Consider the following 15,679-nt stretch of genomic DNA (forward strand, 5'->3'; position numbering starts at 1 on the left):
GGAGGGGCTAGGGGAGGGCGTGTTTCGATAATATCGAGTAGGCGACATGCCCTCCCCCGACCCCTCCCGCTTGCGGGAGGGGAGTTTATCTTCCGCCCCATCAAATCTTCCAGCCGCTATGGATCGCGACCAGTCCGCCGAGCATCGGTTCGACCTTGGTCTGGACGAAACCGGCCTCGCCGATCATTTCCTTGAACCGCTCCATGGTGGGAAAGCGGCGGATCGACTCGACCAGATAGCGATAGCTTTCGGCGTCGCCGGCGATCGCCTGGCCGACCTTGGGCACGACATGGTGCGAGTAAGCGTCATAGATATCGCCGAAACCCGGCCACAAGGTGGTCGAGAATTCGAGGCAGAAGAAGCGGCCGCCGCGCTTGAGCACGCGATGCGCCTCGCGCAGCGCCTTCGGAATGTCGGTGACGTTGCGGATGCCGAACGCGATCGTATAGGCGTCGAAGAAGCGGTCCGGCCATTGCAGCGTCTCGGCATTGGCCTCGCTCCACACCAGGCCGTCGATGCCGCGTTTGGCCGCGCGCTCGATCCCGACCTCGAGCATCGCCGGATTGATATCGGCGACGGTGATCGCGGCGCCCGATTTCTCCATGCGGAAGGCGATGTCGCCGGTGCCGCCGGCCATATCGAGGATCGCTTCGCCCGCCCGGGGTTTCACGCGGCGGACGAACACGTCTTTCCAGACGCGGTGCAGCCCGCCCGACATGGCGTCGTTCATCACGTCATATTTGCTGGCGACGCTGGCGAAGACGCCGCCGACGCGGCGGGTCTTTTCCTCGGGGCTGACATCTTCGTAGCCGAAGGAGACTTTATCGGTCATGCGCGGGGCTGTAGCGGGGCAATCCTTCGCCGTCATCCCCGCCCTTATCTTCGTCATTCCCGCTTTCGCTGGAATGGCGATATGAGGATCCGATGCCTGAACTTCCCGAAGTCGAAACCACCGTCCGCGGGCTGGAGCCCGTGCTCAAGGACCAGCGGCTGGCGCATGTCGTGACGCGGCGCGGCGATTTGCGCCGGCCGTTTCCGCCCGATCTCGCGCAGCGGATGACCGGGGCGACGGTGACGGGGCTGGGGCGCCGCGCCAAATACGGGCTGATCGAGACCGATCGCGGCGACACGATGATCTTCCATCTCGGCATGTCGGGGCGCTGGCGAGTCGATCCGCACGAATTGCTGCCGCACGATCACCTGGTGATCGATACCCAGGAAGGACGCCGCGTCGTGCTCAACGACCCGCGGCGATTCGGGTCGGTCGACCTGGTGCCGAGCGAAGAGCTGGCCGACTTCCCCGCGTTCAAGACGCTCGGCCCCGAGCCGCTCGGCCCGGACTTCACCGCGCCTTATATGAAAGCCGCGCTCAAGAGCCGGTTCGCCTCGATCAAGCAGATGCTGCTCGACCAGCGGATCGTAGCGGGCCTGGGCAACATCTATGTCTGCGAGGCGCTCTATGCGGCGCGCATTTCGCCCAGGCGAGAAGCCGGAAGGATCAGCCTGGCGCGGCTCGAACGGCTGGTGCGCGAGATCCATGCCGTGCTCGAATCGGCAATCGCGGCGGGCGGGTCGAGCCTGCGCGATTTCGCCCGGCCGGACGGCGAGCTCGGCTATTTCTCCAAGCAGTTCGCCGTTTATGGCCGCGAGGGCGAACCATGCGGCTGCGGCGGGACGGTGCATCGTTATGTCGAGGGCGGACGATCGACGTTCTGGTGTCCGGCGTGCCAGACTTAGGTCTGGGCGGCAGCATGAACCACATCAACCCGGTTGACCGAATCTCCCCACCTCGCTAAGGGCCACCGCTTCCGGGCACGGCTATACGTCTTGCCTGTCCCATTTTTTGCGAAATTCAGAGGACTTTCATGGCGAACACGCCGCAAGCGAAAAAGCGTATCCGTCGCAACGACCGTCGCGCGGAAATCAACGGCAACCGCGTCGGTCGCATCCGTACGTTCGTCAAGAAGGTCGAATCGGCGCTGGCCGCCGGCGACAAGGAAGCCGCCACCGTCGCGCTTGCCGCCGTACAGCCCGAGCTGCAGCGTGGCGTCGCCAAGGGCGTGCTCCACAAGAACACCGCGAGCCGCAAATTCTCGCGTCTGACCAAGCGACTCGCTTCGCTGTAAGATACCCGATTTGGTAGCAGGGATGGCGCCCGCCGGTGTGAAATTCACCGGCGGGCTTTTTGCTGTCTGGTGCTCCCGCCATGCTGCTCCGCAGCGATAACCATACCCGATCTTCTAACGAATTCCCTAACCATGGGAAAACCTAGCGATTCGCAAATAGTTCACAGAAGCGTAATGTGAAATCTACCTAAATTCAGAGGCTTATTTAGAGAAGCCCGGATTTCTGCGGGTCAGGGCGAGTCAACTTTTTTATTTTAATATTTCTGTCATCGACGGGGTTGATCGATGGGCTTCGAGCTTCATAATCAGCCCTCGCAGCGCCCATCAGGTGCTCGCCGAATCATAGCAGTACTCGCGTTCAGGCGGATGGCAATTCCGGCTGGGGGGAGGCGTCTGCCTAAAGAATCGGGCCCGTCGCGGGGGCGTGGGCAGGCTTGGAAGGGGTTGTTGCGGGTGGCGGTTTCGTTAGCAAAGGACGGTGTTGTGCCCGGGGAAGTTCTCAATGCCTGGGCGAGAATCCGTAAGAATCTGAGGGAGTCGGCTGGCGCGCGGTTGTTCGAGCAATGGCTCAAGCCGATCGAGCTCGACGATAGCGACGACGAGACCACCGTTCGCCTGACGCTGCCGTCGGCGTTCACCGCCAATTGGGTCCGCAACCATTATCAGGACCGGCTGGTCCAGGAATTCCGCGCCGCGATCCCGGCGATTCGCACCGTGTCGATCGATGTACGTCAGGCGTCCGCGCCGGCGGTGCTGCGTATCGCCACCGACCAGCCGGCCGAATCGCCTGCCACGCCCGTCGAAGCCGCCGAGCGACCCACGCTCGATCCGCGCCTGACGTTCGACCGCTTCGTGGTCGACCCGTCGAACCGCGTCGCCTTCAACGCTGCCAGGGCATTGGCCGAACCCGGCGTGCCGCGGTTCAGCCCGTTATTCCTCCATTCGGGCACTGGGCTCGGCAAGACCCATCTGATGCACGCGATCGGCCATGCCTATCTGGCGGCGGTTCCCGAGGCGCGCGTGTTCCTGATGTCGGCCGAGCGGTTCATGTTCGAATTCGTCGCGGCGATTCGCGCCAATGATACGCATGCCTTCAAGACCCGGCTGCGCGGCGCCGATCTGCTGATGATCGACGATCTCCACTTCATCTCGGGCAAGAAGCCGACCCAGGACGAATTCTTCCACACGATCAACGAGCTGACCGCGGCGGGCAAGCGCCTGGTTATCACCGCCGACCGTCATCCCCAGGGACTCGACGATGTCGAGGCGCGGATCGTGTCGCGGCTGGCGATGGGCCTGGTCGCCGACATCAAGATGCCCGACGCGACCTTGCGCCGCGCATTGCTCGATCATCGCCTCGGCGAGCTGCCCGAGGTCAAGGTACCCGAAGAGGTGCTCGAACTGCTCGCGCACAAGGTTACCGGCAGCCTGCGCGAAGTCGAAGGCGCGCTCAACCGGCTGGTCGCTTATGCCCAGTTGACCGGCGAGGAAATCAACTTGGAGTTCGCCCAGGCGACGCTCGGCGACGTGCTGCGCGGCGGCACCAAGCGGATCACGATCGACGAGATCCAGCGTGCGGTGTCGGCGCATTACGACCTCAAGCCGGTCGATCTGGTTTCCGCGCGGCGCGCCGTGGTGGTTGCCCGCCCGCGCCAGATCGCCATGTATCTCGCCAAGCGCCTGACCACGCGCTCGCTGCCCGAGATCGGCCGCAAGTTCGGCGGGCGCGACCATTCGACCGTGATCCACGCGGTGCGCCGTATCGAGGAACTGCGTGGCAGCGATCACGAGATCGACGGCGCGGTGCGCAGCCTGATCCGCCAGCTTGAGGGCTGACACCGTCTGAAGAACTACCGGCGCCTGCGAAAGCAGGAGCATCGTATTTCAGCGCGGCTTGCCCAATCCCGCCACGGCGCGCTCATGCAGGCGCGCGATCGCGGCGAGATGAATGCCCGGAGCGGTCGCGAGCACGCCGAACGCCTCGGCGCGCGGGGTGTTGAAGCGCAGCTTGCGCCCGACCGCATCGCTGACCGCACATCCCGCTTCGCGCGCGATCAACACGGCGGCGGCGATGTCCCATTCATTGCCCCAGCGGATCGTCGCGAGCAGATCCGCCTGACCCGACGCGACCATCGCGATTCGCAGCGCAATCGAATTGGGTTTGGTGACCGCGATCAGATCGGCGTCGACGTCGGGCAGCGTGTCGGTTGGCGTGCGCGCGCCGATGAAGACCGCGCGTCCGCTATGCGCGATCGGATCGCCGTTGAGCGTCGCGCCCTTGCCCGTTTCGGCACGCCAGACCTCGGCCAGGGCAGGGGCATCGAGCACCGCCGCCACCGGCTGCTCGCCATCGACCAGCGCGATCGATACCGCCCACCCCTCGCGCCCGCGGATATAGTCGCGAGTGCCGTCGATCGGATCGACCACCCAGCAGCGGCGATGGTTGAGCCGCACCGCGTCGTCGACCGTCTCTTCCGACAGCCAGCCGGCATCGGGGGCGAGCGCGGTCAATCGCTCGCGGAGCAGATTGTTGACGTCGATATCGACCTGGCAGACCGGGTTGCCAGGCGCCTTTTCCCAGCGCGCGAAATCGGTCCGCCAGCGCGCCAGCGCATAGGCGCTCGCCTCTGCTGCGACCTCGGCGATGTCGTCGATCAGCTCAGCCACCCGCGACCGTCATTCCATCGATCCGGAGCGTGGGGACATTGGTCGCGTAGCGGAATTCGAGATCGTCGGCAGCAGTTAGCTGGAGGAACATGTCCTTCAAATTGCCGGCAATCGTAAATTCGTCGACCGGTGTGGTGAGCACGCCATCCTCGATCAGGAAACCGGCCGCGCCGCGGCTGTAATCGCCGGTGACGCCATTGACTCCCTGGCCGATCAACTCGGTGACGTAGACGCCGCGCTTCACTCCGGCGATCAGGCCGTCGCGGCTGGTCTTGCCCGCGGCGAGATAAGTGTTGGTGGTGCTGACTCCCGGCGCCCCCGCGCCGCCGCGCGCGGCATGGCCAGTCGGCTCGAGTCCGAGTTGCCGCGCCGACGCCGAATCGAGCAGCCAGGTCGTGAGCACGCCGTCGCGGACCAGGCTGGTTGCCGATACCGCCAGTCCTTCGCCATCGAAGGGACGCGAACGCAGGCCGTGCGGGCGGAGCGGATCATCGACGATGTCGATCCCGCTCGCGAAGATTTGCTCGCCCAATTTGCCGAGCAGGAAGCTGGTGCCGCGCGCGATCGCCGCGCCGGAAATGGCGCCGGTCAGATGACCGATCAGCGACGCGCCGACGCGCGGATCGAACAGCACCGGCATCGGACCGCTGGCGACCTTGCCGGGGTTGAGCCGGGCGACGGCGCGTTCGCCTGCCTCGCGGCCGATCGCCTCGGGCGACGGGAGGTGCGCGCGGTGGCGCGCCGTGCGGTGTCCGTAATCGCGCTGCATCGCGCCACCGCTGCCCGCCAGCACGCTGGCAGAGACCGAGTGGCTGGTCGTGGCATAGGCGCCGGAGAAACCGTGGCTGGTGGCGAGCGCCCAGGCGACGCGCGCGGCCGAAGCCCCGCCGCCTTCGCTGTTGGTGACGCCGGGCACCGCGCGTGCCGCATCCTCGGCGGCGAGCGCGGTTTGCTTGAGCGTGGCGGGGGCGGGATCGTCCGCATCCTGCAGGTCGAGATCGGGGATCGGCCCGGTCATCAGCCGATCCTCGGGCGCGAGACCGGCCCATTTGTCCTCGGGCGCCTCGCGCGCCATCGCCACCGCGCGCTCGACCAGCGCGTCCATCGCGGCCGACGACAGATCGGAGGTCGAGACCGAGGCTGAACGCTGGCCGACGAATACGCGCAGACCCAATTGCTCCTCTTCGGAACGGCCGACATCTTCGAGCTCGCCCAGCCGCACCGACACCTCGACACTGGCCGAGGCGCCGAGCATTGCGTCAGCGGCATCGGCGCCGGCTTTGCGCGCGCGTGTAACGATATCGAGAGCGCGGTCGCGCGCGGCGTCGGGAGTCAACATGACCGGCACTTAGGAAGCGCAGGCGCGCCGGTCAAAGGGCGTCGGCAAAACTGACCGAGATCGGGTGGCGGTAGTCGCTCAAAAACTCGTTTGTCCGACGACGAAGCAGGCGAGGAACACCAGCAGTCCGGCGAATCGGTTCGAGCGGAAGCGGCGGAGCGCGTTGGCGCCATCGGCGGGCTTGAGCGTCGCGACCTGCCAGGCGAAATGCAGCGCGGCCGGGGCGAGCGCGACGAGCACCAGCGGGTCGGGCCGCAATTCCCACAAGGCCAGCGCCCAGCAGGCGATCGCGAGGGCATAGAAAGTCCCGACGCCCGATCTGACCCGGCTACCCAGCGCGCGCGCCGAGGAGCGGACGCCTACAAGCGTATCGTCCTCGATATCCTGGAGCGCGTAGATCGTGTCATAGCCGATCACCCAGAAGATCGACCCCAGATAGAGCAAGGGTCCCGGCATCATCAGCGACCCGGCGATCTCGCTCCACCCGACCAACGCCGCCCAGGAAAAGACGATGCCCAGCCACGCCTGCGGCCACCAGGTGATCCGCTTCATGAACGGATAGGCGGCGACGGGCGCCAGGCTGACCAGCGCCACGATCACGGCATAACGGTGCAGCTGGAGCAGCACGACCAGCCCGATCAGGCACAGGAACACCAGCCAGATCCACGCCGCCTTCAGCGACACCGCGCCCGAGGCGAGCGGGCGGCTCCGCGTGCGTTCGACCTGGCGATCGAGGTCGCGGTCGACAATATCGTTATAGACGCAGCCGGCGCCGCGCATGGCGATGGCGCCGAGCGCGATCCACAGGATCAGATCCCAGCGGTCGATCGCGCCATGCGCCAGCGCGATCGCCCAGGCGCCGGGCCAGAACAGCAATTGCCAGCCGATCGGCCGATCGAATCGCGCCAGCAAGGCGAATGCGCGCGGATAAGGTGGCAATCGCCCGACCAACCCGCGATGTTGGGTGTCTGGGACGATCTCGGACTCGGGTTCGACAGTCATCACCTATTCACTAGCCGCGTGCGAATTGCCGCACCAGCGCCACGCCTTGCCCCAAGACGGACAATTTCTATTTCTAGGCGGAAGGGGTGGGGGAGTGTGTTTTTGGAGTTTGCGATGTCGACGATCATGCCCCGACTTCTGGCCTGCGCCGCGCTGACGCTGACCGTCGTTGCGGCGTCTGCCCAGGCTGGTCCCGAACCCGATCCGGCGCGTGCCGGCGCGGCCTGGGTGGGCACCTGGACCAATATGAACAACACGATGCACGTCCGCGCCGGCCGCTGCGGCGATGCGATGTGCGGCACCGTGATCTGGGCGGACGACAAGACCAAGGCGGACATCGCCTCGCGCGGCCGGACCTTGATCGGAACGCAAGTGTTCCGCGAATTTCGTCAGACCGGTCCCAATGAATGGAAGGGCAAGGTCTATGTGCCGGCGCTCGACCAGACGATTTCGGGGCGAATCGAACTGACCGATTCCGACAGCATCACCGCCAGCGGTTGTACCTTATTCGGTTTCGGCTGCCAGGTCCGGCACTGGAAACGGATACGCTAGGCGGGTTGGCGTGTTAAGGGCCCGTACCCGATTACCACGAGGATCGTGATTGCCCGCCGGAGCCCGCCGACTAGGAGCGCAGCGCAGACGCGTAGCTGAAGCTACGCGCCAGCAAGTGACGACGCTGGGCGGGCTCCTGCGGGCAACCGCGAAGCGGCGGGCCGATTTTGGCGTCCGGACGTCGTCGCGCGTCGGTCACGATGCTATCAGCATCGCTCCCTCCTTGCTCCTCGCCGGACACCAAAATCGGCTCCGTCACGACCTCGCGGTAATCGGGTACGGGCCCTAAGGCCAGTCCATGGTCCATCTGTCCGTCGCCATTGCCCGGTTCGCAGAGACGCTGTTCTGGGGCATCGCCCAGGCGGCGGGGCTGGCGCTAGTCGGCGGCGCGTTCGGGATCGCGGCGCTGGTGGTCGGCTGGCGGATGATGCGGCGCAAGCCGAAGCCGTGACCGACGTTCCCCTCCCGCAAGCGGGAGGGGAGGTGACGCTGGCCCGACCGAGACGAACTCGCTAAGTCGCCAGCCATGGCAGCAACTCCCGCCTGGCCGCCGCGATCGACGCCGCGTCTGTTCATCGACGTCCCGCTGGCCGAAGGCGCCGATGTCCGCGTCGAGGGCGGGCAGGCGCATTATCTGCTGTCGGTGCTGCGGCTGAAGGCGGGCGATCCGGTAAAGTTGTTCGATGACGCTACCGGCGAATGGCTCGGCATCGCCAGCGCGATCGGCAAGCGCGACCTGATTCTGACCGTCTCGGCGCATCTGCGCGGCCGCGAGCCGGTCCCGGACCTGTGGCTGTGCGCGGCGCCGATCAAGAAAGGCCGGATCGACTGGGTCGCGGAAAAAGCCTGCGAGCTGGGCGTCGCGCGGCTGATGCCGGTGCTGACTCGCCGCGCGATAATCGACCGACTCAACCTCGACCGCCTGCGCAGCCACATGATCGAGGCGGCGGAGCAATGCGACCGCACCGCGTTGCCGGAACTGTCCGAGGCGGTGAAGCTGGACGCCTTGCTCCGCGACTGGCCCGAGGATCGCGCGCTCTTCTTCGCCGACGAGATGGGCGGCGCGCCCGCCGCCGAGGCGATGGCGGCGCATCGCGGGCCGGCGGCGATCCTGATCGGACCCGAAGGCGGGTTCGACGACGCCGAACGCGAGGCGATCCGTGCGTTGCCCCAAGCGGTAGGAATCGGCCTCGGTCCGCGTATTCTTCGTGCCGAGACTGCGGCGGCAGCAGCGGTGACAATCTGGATGTCAGCGGCGGGCGATTGGCGGGGTTAACCGGGGCCTTTCGAACGACGGCTAGCGCAACCGTTTCGTCGTCGCTACATGCGCGCCATGACGACGAAGACCGTTACGGACACGAACGCAGCGGTCATCGAAGACCGTCAGCAGCTGATCGATTTTTTCGCCGGTGGGGAAAAGCCCGCCGAGCGTTGGCGGATCGGCACCGAGCATGAGAAATTTGTCTATCGCACCGTCGATCATCGCGCGCCGTCGTGGGACGAGCCCGGCGGCATCCGCGACCTACTCAATGGCCTGACCGAGTTCGGCTGGCGGCCGGTCGAGGAGAATGGCAAGATCATCGCGCTGACCGGCGCCGATGGATCGGTCAGCCTCGAGCCCGCCGGGCAATTCGAGCTGTCGGGCGCGCCGCTCGAAAATCTGCACGAGACTTGCGCCGAAACCGGCCGTCACTTGCAACAGGTCAAGACGATCGGCGACCGGCTCGGGCTCGGCTTCCTCGGCATGGGGATGTGGCCCGACAAGGCGCGGCAGGATCTGCCGATCATGCCCAAGGGCCGCTATGCGATCATGCTGCGCCACATGCCGCGGGTCGGCAGCCTGGGGCTCGACATGATGCTCCGGACCTGCACGATCCAGGTCAATCTGGACTATGCGTCCGAAGCCGACATGGTGAAGAAGTTCCGTGTCGGACTCGCGCTGCAGCCGCTGGCGACCGCTCTGTTCGCCAATTCGCCGTTCACCGAGAGCAAGCCGAACGGCATGCTGTCGTTCCGCAGCCATATCTGGTCGGACACCGATCCCGCGCGCACCGGCATGCTGCCGTTCGTGTTCGAGGACGGGTTCGGCTACGAGCGCTATGCCGATTACGCGCTCGATGTGCCGATGTACTTCGTCTATCGCGACGGCCAGTATCTCGACGCCGCGGGGCTAAGCTTCCGCGACTTCCTCGACGGCAAGCTCGACATCCTGCCGGGTGAGAAGCCGACGATCGAGGATTGGTCGGATCACCTCTCGACCGCTTTCCCCGAAGTGCGGCTCAAGACGTTCCTCGAAATGCGCGGCGCCGATGGCGGGCCTTGGGGGCGGATCTGCGCCTTGCCGGCATTCTGGGTCGGACTGCTCTACGATCAGGGCGCGCTCGACGCGGCATGGGATCTGGTGCGGCACTGGACCATGGCTGAGCGCGAGGAATTGCGGAATTCGGTGCCCGCGCTGGCGCTCGACGCGCCGTTGCCGGGTGGCGGCAAGCTTCGTGACATCGGTGGGGAAGTGCTCGACATCGCGCATGCCGGATTGACCGCGCGCGCGCGGACCGATGCCGGCGGGACCAACGAGACCGGGTTCCTCGATCCGCTGCGCGAAGTGGTGCGGTCGGGCAAGGTGCCCGCACAGGTCCTGCTCGACCGCTATAACGGTGAGTGGAACGGCGACATTTCGAAAATCTATGACGAGATGAGCTTCTGATGGCCGGACCGCGGTCGGTCGCCGCGGTCATCTGTCTTGTCGCGGTGATCACCGGGCTGGTGGTTGCGACCCTGGAAAACGGGCGGATGGCGATCACCGTCCGGGCGACCGAGCAACGCTCGCGATCGCTCTGGCGTCCGGCGATCCTGGTCTGGCGCGATTATGCCCGGCTTTGTCCGGACGGTCCCCATCTGCACCGTGCGCTGGCCGCGAGTGCGGTGGCGATGGCCGGCGCGATCGGGTTCATGCTGTGTCTGGCGTGACCGCTGCCGACTTGCCGCTGATCCATCGGAAAAAGCGCGGCACCAGGCCGTTGCGCTCCATCCACTGATAATATTCCTCGTACGCCGGATCGGCGCGCAGATGGCGCTCCTCGGTCCGCGCGCGCCAATAATAGATCCCGGCGACGATGGCCATGATCGCGGTCGATCGCACCGCGTCGAGCCAGCTGCCGGTGGTCAGCAGCGGTAAGGTGGCGATCAGCCAGAACAGGTTCTTGGAGAGGTAGGCGGGGTGCCGCGAAAAGGCATAGGGCCCGTTGGTCAGGATGCCGCGATGCGTGAGGTTGGAGAAACGGATGCCGAACGTGACCGTAGCCCAGGCGTAGATCGCGGTCAGCAGCACCAGCAAGGTGCCGATGCCGACCAGCAGCACCGGATAATCCGCGAACCAGGTCGACCAGCCGGCCTCGCCATAGGTGCCGGGATGGTAATCGAGCGGGCCGTTATCGCCCATCAGGACGAAGGGAGGGTAGCAGATCAGCGCCGCCATCCAGCCTGCTGCATAGGGATTAGCGGTGCGGATGTGCGAATCGAGCGGGCGCAAGGCGAGCAGATAGCCCGCGGTGGCGAACGCCACGTCGACCAGGAACATGAAAGTGATCAGCCAATTGGCCAGCGCCACGGGACTGGCGAGCACCCGGCTGAAATCGCCGCGGACGAAATCGCCGAACCCCGGCGGGACGATTGCCAGCATGAAGGCGGTGAAGAACATCTTCACGCCCCAGCTCTTCAGGTGGTTCCAGATCGCTTCCTTGTCGATCGGTTCCTTGAGTCCCATCATCCAGGCGCCCAAGGCCCAGCAGCCGTCCTTGGGCTCGACCATGCGGCGGTCGAGCCACAATGTGTAGGGGATCGACAGCACGAACAGCGCCGGCGCCGCCCACATGAAGCACCACATCGAGAACTGGAAATTGCCTTCCCAATAGAAGCGTCCGACCGCGTAGAGGCAGGCGATCCCGGCCCAGGTCAGCCATAGCCCGGCGAGCTTGGTGATCGAGATGTCGAGCGTCTCGCGCCACGGTTTCGGATTGGCCCAGTCGATCCCGGTCGAGGGGTTACGGTGGACCTTGTCGACGAACACCGACCACAGCACCATCGGCAGTGCGGTCGCGGCGACGTTGATCAGGGCGGCATAGGGACCGTCCATCCCGAGCCAGCGCGCGATTGCTATCCAGGTGAATAGCCCAGCTAGCCCGGATATGCCGGTCCCGGTCGACACGGCGGACTTGGGGCGCGGATCGGCCTTGGCGGCCGTGCCCAATGCAGGGTCGTGATACATGCGCGCGGGGATACGCGCGGAATGGTAAGCAAGCCGTGAAGGATGTCGGACGCGCGCGCCGCTAAGGCGCACACATCATTTGTAAAGCAGGGCGCTTTCTCGGGCTTAGAGCATCGCGCGGAAGAGCGGGTACCGGTTTTCCGCAAAAAGCGATGCGACAGCTCTAAGTGACAGGTTTTGGCCAGGGTCCGTCCCAGCATTGCTCGGGATCGCGAGGCCGAACCATTGCCGGCTCGCTCGGCCTAATCCAGGCGGGTAGTCTCGAGAGAGACGCTACATAGTCGGTAGCGCCACCGGGTACGACGCCGAGATAGCTGCAAAGCGGGGAAGGCGACCGAGGAAAGAGGAGTGCGCGGCCAATCTCCGTGGCCGGCGTTGCCAGGCCAATCAGGAAAGCACCAAACACGATCTGGCGGCCACGCCGCGCGGAAGGCTCCGCCGGCGTGCTGAACAGGTCGGCGATCAGCATCGAAAGGATCGCCAGCGCCGGTATGGAGACGCGCATCACGAAGTCGATCCCTCTGCCCACCTTCCCGAGCGGCGCGAACAACAGGATGAGCGCGACGATTACGAACGTCGTCCGGCCAAATCGATCGCTTCTCGTCGCGAGTTTGAGTCCGACCAGGAAGGGCACGATCTCGAGAAGTTCGATAAGGAGATATTGGAGAATCCTGGGCGCCTCGAAATGTCCGCCGACCGTATCGGCGGCGGACGTGAGGTACACTAGCGACGGCAGCGAGATCAGCACGCCGAGCACCGGTAGAACGAGTTGGCGGACACGCACTTCGTGCCGAACGACGACGGTGACCGCGGCGTGCGCGGCAAACGGCAACAGGCCCATAAAGGCTAGCGGCGACATCAATGCCGACAGAGGGACGACGCAGAACAGCAATGCCGCGGGTGCCTTGTCGTCGCGCCACAACAGATAACACAAGGCCCCGATCCAGCCCGCCAAAGCATGCTGCGGAACCCAGAATGCCTGGGTAATGTGGGACGAGAATTGGTAGACATTCCATTGCTCGATATGGCCGTGGGGCGGCTGGCCGGTGAGTAGCGCGCCGATAACGTCCATGCCGCTAAAGCCGAGGAAGACGCCCAGCGCGATCAGGCGCGCGCGCGTACCGGTGAATAGGGTCGAACCGAGCGCCAGCACGGCCGTCAGCAGCAAGCTGTTTTGCAGCAGCTCCGTCAGTTCGGCAGCCGCGAAGCCATAGGATTTGCCGATCCAGGCCGGGATCAAATACATGCCCAACGGCAGACGCAATATCTTCGGATCGGTGCCGTCATAGATAACCGGCCAGGGATAGTTGACGAGATCGCGCAGCACCGCGCCGCGCACCTGCCAATCCCTATTGGCGTAAAACAGTCGCCCTTCGCCGCCCAGGATATAGACGACCAGCGAAACGGCGAAGCAGATGCCCAAAAGCTTCCATGGCAATCTCGCGCTTCCCGCGTCCGTGTGCCGCGTCAGCGGCCAGAACGCGACGGGCAACAGGACCAACGCCGATACGACAGCTATCGGTGGTACAAGGCAGAGGAAATGCCAGAGCAGGACTTGGTCGACCAACAGGAACGAGACCAGCACACCTGCCAGCGTGGCAGGCCGGATCCCGCGCCCGATGGTCGCGAGATCATCGCGCGCATGAAGCGCCACCCTGGTGGCAAAGGCCGAACGTCCTTCGTAATCCATGCCGCTTAGTGCGAGGGTTTGGTGAATGATCGGTTAAGCTTGAACGCAGGCACTCGCCCAGCCCGATCAAAGCGCCTGACCCTTGCGCCTTGCCGATCGGCGCGCTAACCGGTGCGCCGCGCGGCCGATCGGACCTTCGTTGGATTTCCAGCGGGACGCCGGTTGGATCGTCAAGCGCCGGAAATCACTTTAGCGAGTGAATTCAACCGGATGCGGGTATAGCACAATGGTAGTGCAGCAGCCTTCCAAGCTGAATACACGGGTTCGATTCCCGTTACCCGCTCCAACTTTCACAGCGATGCCGCAGAAACTGGATCACGGATCAAGCGGAGGGTCAGCCGGCTTCAGCTCTTCTCTGCCGCTGCCCTAAGCCCATCCAGTGTCGCGGTCGGGGTGATCGCCTGGCTGTCAAGATGGCAATGCAGGATCGCCGGCTTGCCTGAAGCTAGCGCGCGCTCGAAGGCGGGCGCGAATTCCGCCGTGGTGGTGACCGTCTCGCCATGGCCGCCATAGGCACGCGCGAGCGCGGCGAAGTCGGGATTGGTGAGACTGGTCGCGGAGATGCGCCCCGGAAAGGTCTTTTCCTGGTGCATGCGGATAGTGCCGTAAATGCCGTTGTCGATCAGCACGACGATCAGCGGGATGCCGTGATGGACGGCGGTGGCGAATTCCTGGCCGTTCATCAGGAAGTCGCCGTCACCCGCGATGGTCAGCGCGATGCTGTCGGGCTTTTGCCGCTTGGCCATCACGCCCGCGGGCAGGCCGTATCCCATCGACCCGCTGGTCGGCGCAAGCTGGGTGCCGAAATCGCGGAAGCGGTAATAACGATGGATCCAGCTCGCGAAATTGCCCGCGCCGTTGCAGATCGTCGCGTCGGGCGGCAGCCGGTCGCGCAGCCACGCCATGACGTCGCCATATTGGAAATCGCCCGGCACCGGCGGCGGCGTGTCGGACCAGGCGAGGTAATCGGCGCGTGCCGCCTCACGGTTGGCGGACCAGGTCGGGCTCGCCTCGATACCGTCGAGCGCGGCGAAGAAGGCCGGCGGCGTGGCGTTGATCGCCAGCACCGGCTGGTAAACGCGGCCGAGTTCAAGCGGGTCGGGATGGATATGGACGAGCTGCTGCGCCGAGGCAGGGATGCCGAGCAATGTATAGGATTGCGAAGCGATTTCCGACATCCGTCCGCCGATCAGCAGGACCAGGTCGGCGGTCTTGATGCGCTCGATCAGCTTGGGATTGGGCGCGAGCCCGAGATCGCCGATGAAATGGTCGTCGGTCGCGGGGAACAGCGGGGCGCGGCGGAATTGCGCGGCGACGGGCAAATCAAAGCGGTGTGCGAAGTCGATCATCGCGTCGCGCGCTTGCGGTGTCCAGCGCGAGCCGCCGACGATCGCGACGGGGTTTTTGGCCGCCGCGAGCAATTCGCCGAGCCGGTCGATATCGGCGGGCGCGGGCGCGGTTTCGACGGGGTCCACGCGTGGCGCATCGGCAACCTCCGCAACCTCGTCGAGCATGTCCTCCGGTAACGCGATCACCACCGGGCCCGGTCGTCCCTGCATCGCGACGCGGAAGGCACGGGCGATGATCTCGGGAATGCGGGCGGCGTCATCGATCTCGACCACCCATTTCGCCAACGCGCCGAACGTGGCGCGGTAATCGAGCTCTTGAAACGCCTCGCGATCGCGCATGCCGCGCTCGATCTGCCCGACGAACAGGATCATCGGGGTCGAATCCTGCATCGCGATGTGCAGGCCCGGGCTGGCGTTGGTCGCTCCCGGTCCGCGCGTTACGAAGCAGATGCCGGGACGACCGGTCAGCTTGCCATGGGCCTCCGCCATCATCGCCGCGCCACCCTCGGCGCGGCACGTGAGGAGGTCGATCCCGCTGCCGATCAGCGCGTCGAGCACCGACAGATAGCTTTCGCCAGGCACGCAGGTGGCGCGGTCGACGCCCTGCGCGATCAGCTGGTCGACGAGGATGCGGGCGGCCGTACGTGAACCGGCTCCGTTGGTTGCAGTCATCATACTCCCCGGATC

The 15,679-nt window shown here is 65.4% G+C and carries 15 protein-coding genes and 1 tRNA gene; 9 read left to right on the plus strand and 7 right to left on the minus strand.

All coding sequences use genetic code 11. The features are described from left to right. Positions 1–100 precede the first annotated feature (100 nt). Positions 101–832, minus strand: coding sequence for a class I SAM-dependent methyltransferase (locus tag AC1DQQ_RS02255; RefSeq protein WP_478040261.1), 732 nt, complete (start codon positions 830–832; stop codon positions 101–103). 92 nt (positions 833–924) lie between these two features. Between AC1DQQ_RS02255 and mutM the strand changes: the two genes are divergently transcribed. The 3 genes from mutM (at position 925) to dnaA (ending at position 3,962) form a co-directional block, all read left to right on the plus strand. Further along, positions 925–1,737, plus strand: a complete 813-nt coding sequence (gene mutM, locus AC1DQQ_RS02260; RefSeq protein ID WP_478044144.1) for a bifunctional DNA-formamidopyrimidine glycosylase/DNA-(apurinic or apyrimidinic site) lyase — start codon at positions 925–927, stop codon at positions 1,735–1,737. A gap of 128 nt (positions 1,738–1,865) precedes the next feature. Beyond that, complete coding sequence (gene rpsT / locus AC1DQQ_RS02265) at positions 1,866–2,126, plus strand: 30S ribosomal protein S20 (RefSeq protein WP_066813132.1); 261 nt, start codon at positions 1,866–1,868, stop codon at positions 2,124–2,126. 483 nt (positions 2,127–2,609) lie between these two features. Continuing rightward, positions 2,610–3,962 (plus strand): chromosomal replication initiator protein DnaA, encoded by a 1,353-nt coding sequence (gene dnaA / locus AC1DQQ_RS02270; RefSeq protein ID WP_478044145.1) that lies wholly within the window; start codon positions 2,610–2,612, stop codon positions 3,960–3,962. 48 nt (positions 3,963–4,010) lie between these two features. On the opposite strand, the gene AC1DQQ_RS02275 is transcribed toward dnaA, so the two are convergent. From AC1DQQ_RS02275 to ubiA, 3 genes are all read right to left on the minus strand, one after another. After that, complete coding sequence (locus AC1DQQ_RS02275) at positions 4,011–4,793, minus strand: 3'(2'),5'-bisphosphate nucleotidase CysQ (protein ID WP_478044146.1); 783 nt, start codon at positions 4,791–4,793, stop codon at positions 4,011–4,013. Then, the gene (locus AC1DQQ_RS02280) at positions 4,786–6,132 is read right to left on the minus strand and encodes a TldD/PmbA family protein (protein WP_478044147.1); all 1,347 of its coding nucleotides are present in this window, start codon (positions 6,130–6,132) and stop codon (positions 4,786–4,788) included. The genes AC1DQQ_RS02275 and AC1DQQ_RS02280 overlap by 8 nt, the downstream gene beginning before the upstream one ends. 78 nt (positions 6,133–6,210) lie before the next feature. Then, the gene (gene ubiA, locus AC1DQQ_RS02285) at positions 6,211–7,134 is read right to left on the minus strand and encodes a 4-hydroxybenzoate octaprenyltransferase (protein WP_478044148.1); all 924 of its coding nucleotides are present in this window, start codon (positions 7,132–7,134) and stop codon (positions 6,211–6,213) included. A gap of 114 nt (positions 7,135–7,248) precedes the next feature. Between ubiA and AC1DQQ_RS02290 the strand changes: the two genes are divergently transcribed. From AC1DQQ_RS02290 to AC1DQQ_RS02310, 5 genes are all read left to right on the plus strand, one after another. Next, complete coding sequence (locus AC1DQQ_RS02290) at positions 7,249–7,686, plus strand: DUF2147 domain-containing protein (RefSeq protein ID WP_478028036.1); 438 nt, start codon at positions 7,249–7,251, stop codon at positions 7,684–7,686. A gap of 298 nt (positions 7,687–7,984) precedes the next feature. After that, positions 7,985–8,137, plus strand: a complete 153-nt coding sequence (locus AC1DQQ_RS02295) for a hypothetical protein (RefSeq protein ID WP_478028038.1) — start codon at positions 7,985–7,987, stop codon at positions 8,135–8,137. A gap of 75 nt (positions 8,138–8,212) precedes the next feature. Further along, positions 8,213–8,962: a 16S rRNA (uracil(1498)-N(3))-methyltransferase gene (locus tag AC1DQQ_RS02300; RefSeq protein WP_478044149.1), complete on the plus strand. Its 750-nt coding sequence runs from the start codon at positions 8,213–8,215 to the stop codon at positions 8,960–8,962. 57 nt (positions 8,963–9,019) lie between these two features. Then, positions 9,020–10,393: a glutamate--cysteine ligase gene (locus AC1DQQ_RS02305; RefSeq protein WP_478044150.1), complete on the plus strand. Its 1,374-nt coding sequence runs from the start codon at positions 9,020–9,022 to the stop codon at positions 10,391–10,393. Continuing rightward, positions 10,393–10,656: a hypothetical protein gene (locus tag AC1DQQ_RS02310; protein WP_478028043.1), complete on the plus strand. Its 264-nt coding sequence runs from the start codon at positions 10,393–10,395 to the stop codon at positions 10,654–10,656. The genes AC1DQQ_RS02305 and AC1DQQ_RS02310 overlap by 1 nt, the downstream gene beginning before the upstream one ends. Here AC1DQQ_RS02310 and AC1DQQ_RS02315 read toward each other — a convergent pair. Both AC1DQQ_RS02315 and AC1DQQ_RS02320 read right to left on the minus strand, forming a co-directional pair. Then, a complete protein-coding gene (locus tag AC1DQQ_RS02315; protein ID WP_478044151.1) occupies positions 10,637–11,953 on the minus strand; it encodes a methyltransferase family protein in 1,317 nt (438 codons plus the stop codon). The genes AC1DQQ_RS02310 and AC1DQQ_RS02315 overlap by 20 nt on opposite strands. Positions 11,954–12,116: 163 nt before the next feature. After that, complete coding sequence (locus AC1DQQ_RS02320; protein WP_478044152.1) at positions 12,117–13,643, minus strand: hypothetical protein; 1,527 nt, start codon at positions 13,641–13,643, stop codon at positions 12,117–12,119. 212 nt (positions 13,644–13,855) lie between these two features. Here AC1DQQ_RS02320 and AC1DQQ_RS02325 point away from each other — a divergent pair. Beyond that, positions 13,856–13,929, plus strand: a tRNA-Gly gene (locus AC1DQQ_RS02325). A gap of 58 nt (positions 13,930–13,987) precedes the next feature. Here the strand turns inward: AC1DQQ_RS02325 and AC1DQQ_RS02330 are convergent. Then, positions 13,988–15,664, minus strand: coding sequence for a thiamine pyrophosphate-binding protein (locus AC1DQQ_RS02330; RefSeq protein ID WP_478044153.1), 1,677 nt, complete (start codon positions 15,662–15,664; stop codon positions 13,988–13,990). Between the last annotated feature and the right edge of the window lie 15 nt (positions 15,665–15,679).

This window comes from Sphingomonas sp. P4_G3 (assembly GCF_056401105.1).

Excerpts from the sequence above, each read along its gene's own strand:
- AC1DQQ_RS02310 (WP_478028043.1), top strand. The coding sequence starts at position 10,393 with ATGGCCGGACCGCGGTCGGTCGCCGCGGTCATCTGTCTTGTCGCGGTG.
- AC1DQQ_RS02280 (WP_478044147.1), bottom strand. The coding sequence starts at position 6,132 with ATGTTGACTCCCGACGCCGCGCGCGACCGCGCTCTCGATATCGTTACA.
- ubiA (WP_478044148.1), bottom strand. The coding sequence starts at position 7,134 with ATGACTGTCGAACCCGAGTCCGAGATCGTCCCAGACACCCAACATCGC.
- AC1DQQ_RS02305 (WP_478044150.1), top strand. The coding sequence starts at position 9,020 with ATGACGACGAAGACCGTTACGGACACGAACGCAGCGGTCATCGAAGAC.
- AC1DQQ_RS02315 (WP_478044151.1), bottom strand. The coding sequence starts at position 11,953 with ATGTATCACGACCCTGCATTGGGCACGGCCGCCAAGGCCGATCCGCGC.
- AC1DQQ_RS02290 (WP_478028036.1), top strand. The coding sequence starts at position 7,249 with ATGTCGACGATCATGCCCCGACTTCTGGCCTGCGCCGCGCTGACGCTG.
- AC1DQQ_RS02300 (WP_478044149.1), top strand. The coding sequence starts at position 8,213 with ATGGCAGCAACTCCCGCCTGGCCGCCGCGATCGACGCCGCGTCTGTTC.
- AC1DQQ_RS02330 (WP_478044153.1), bottom strand. The coding sequence starts at position 15,664 with ATGACTGCAACCAACGGAGCCGGTTCACGTACGGCCGCCCGCATCCTC.
- AC1DQQ_RS02255 (WP_478040261.1), bottom strand. The coding sequence starts at position 832 with ATGACCGATAAAGTCTCCTTCGGCTACGAAGATGTCAGCCCCGAGGAA.
- rpsT (WP_066813132.1), top strand. The coding sequence starts at position 1,866 with ATGGCGAACACGCCGCAAGCGAAAAAGCGTATCCGTCGCAACGACCGT.
- AC1DQQ_RS02295 (WP_478028038.1), top strand. The coding sequence starts at position 7,985 with ATGGTCCATCTGTCCGTCGCCATTGCCCGGTTCGCAGAGACGCTGTTC.
- AC1DQQ_RS02320 (WP_478044152.1), bottom strand. The coding sequence starts at position 13,643 with ATGGATTACGAAGGACGTTCGGCCTTTGCCACCAGGGTGGCGCTTCAT.
- mutM (WP_478044144.1), top strand. The coding sequence starts at position 925 with ATGCCTGAACTTCCCGAAGTCGAAACCACCGTCCGCGGGCTGGAGCCC.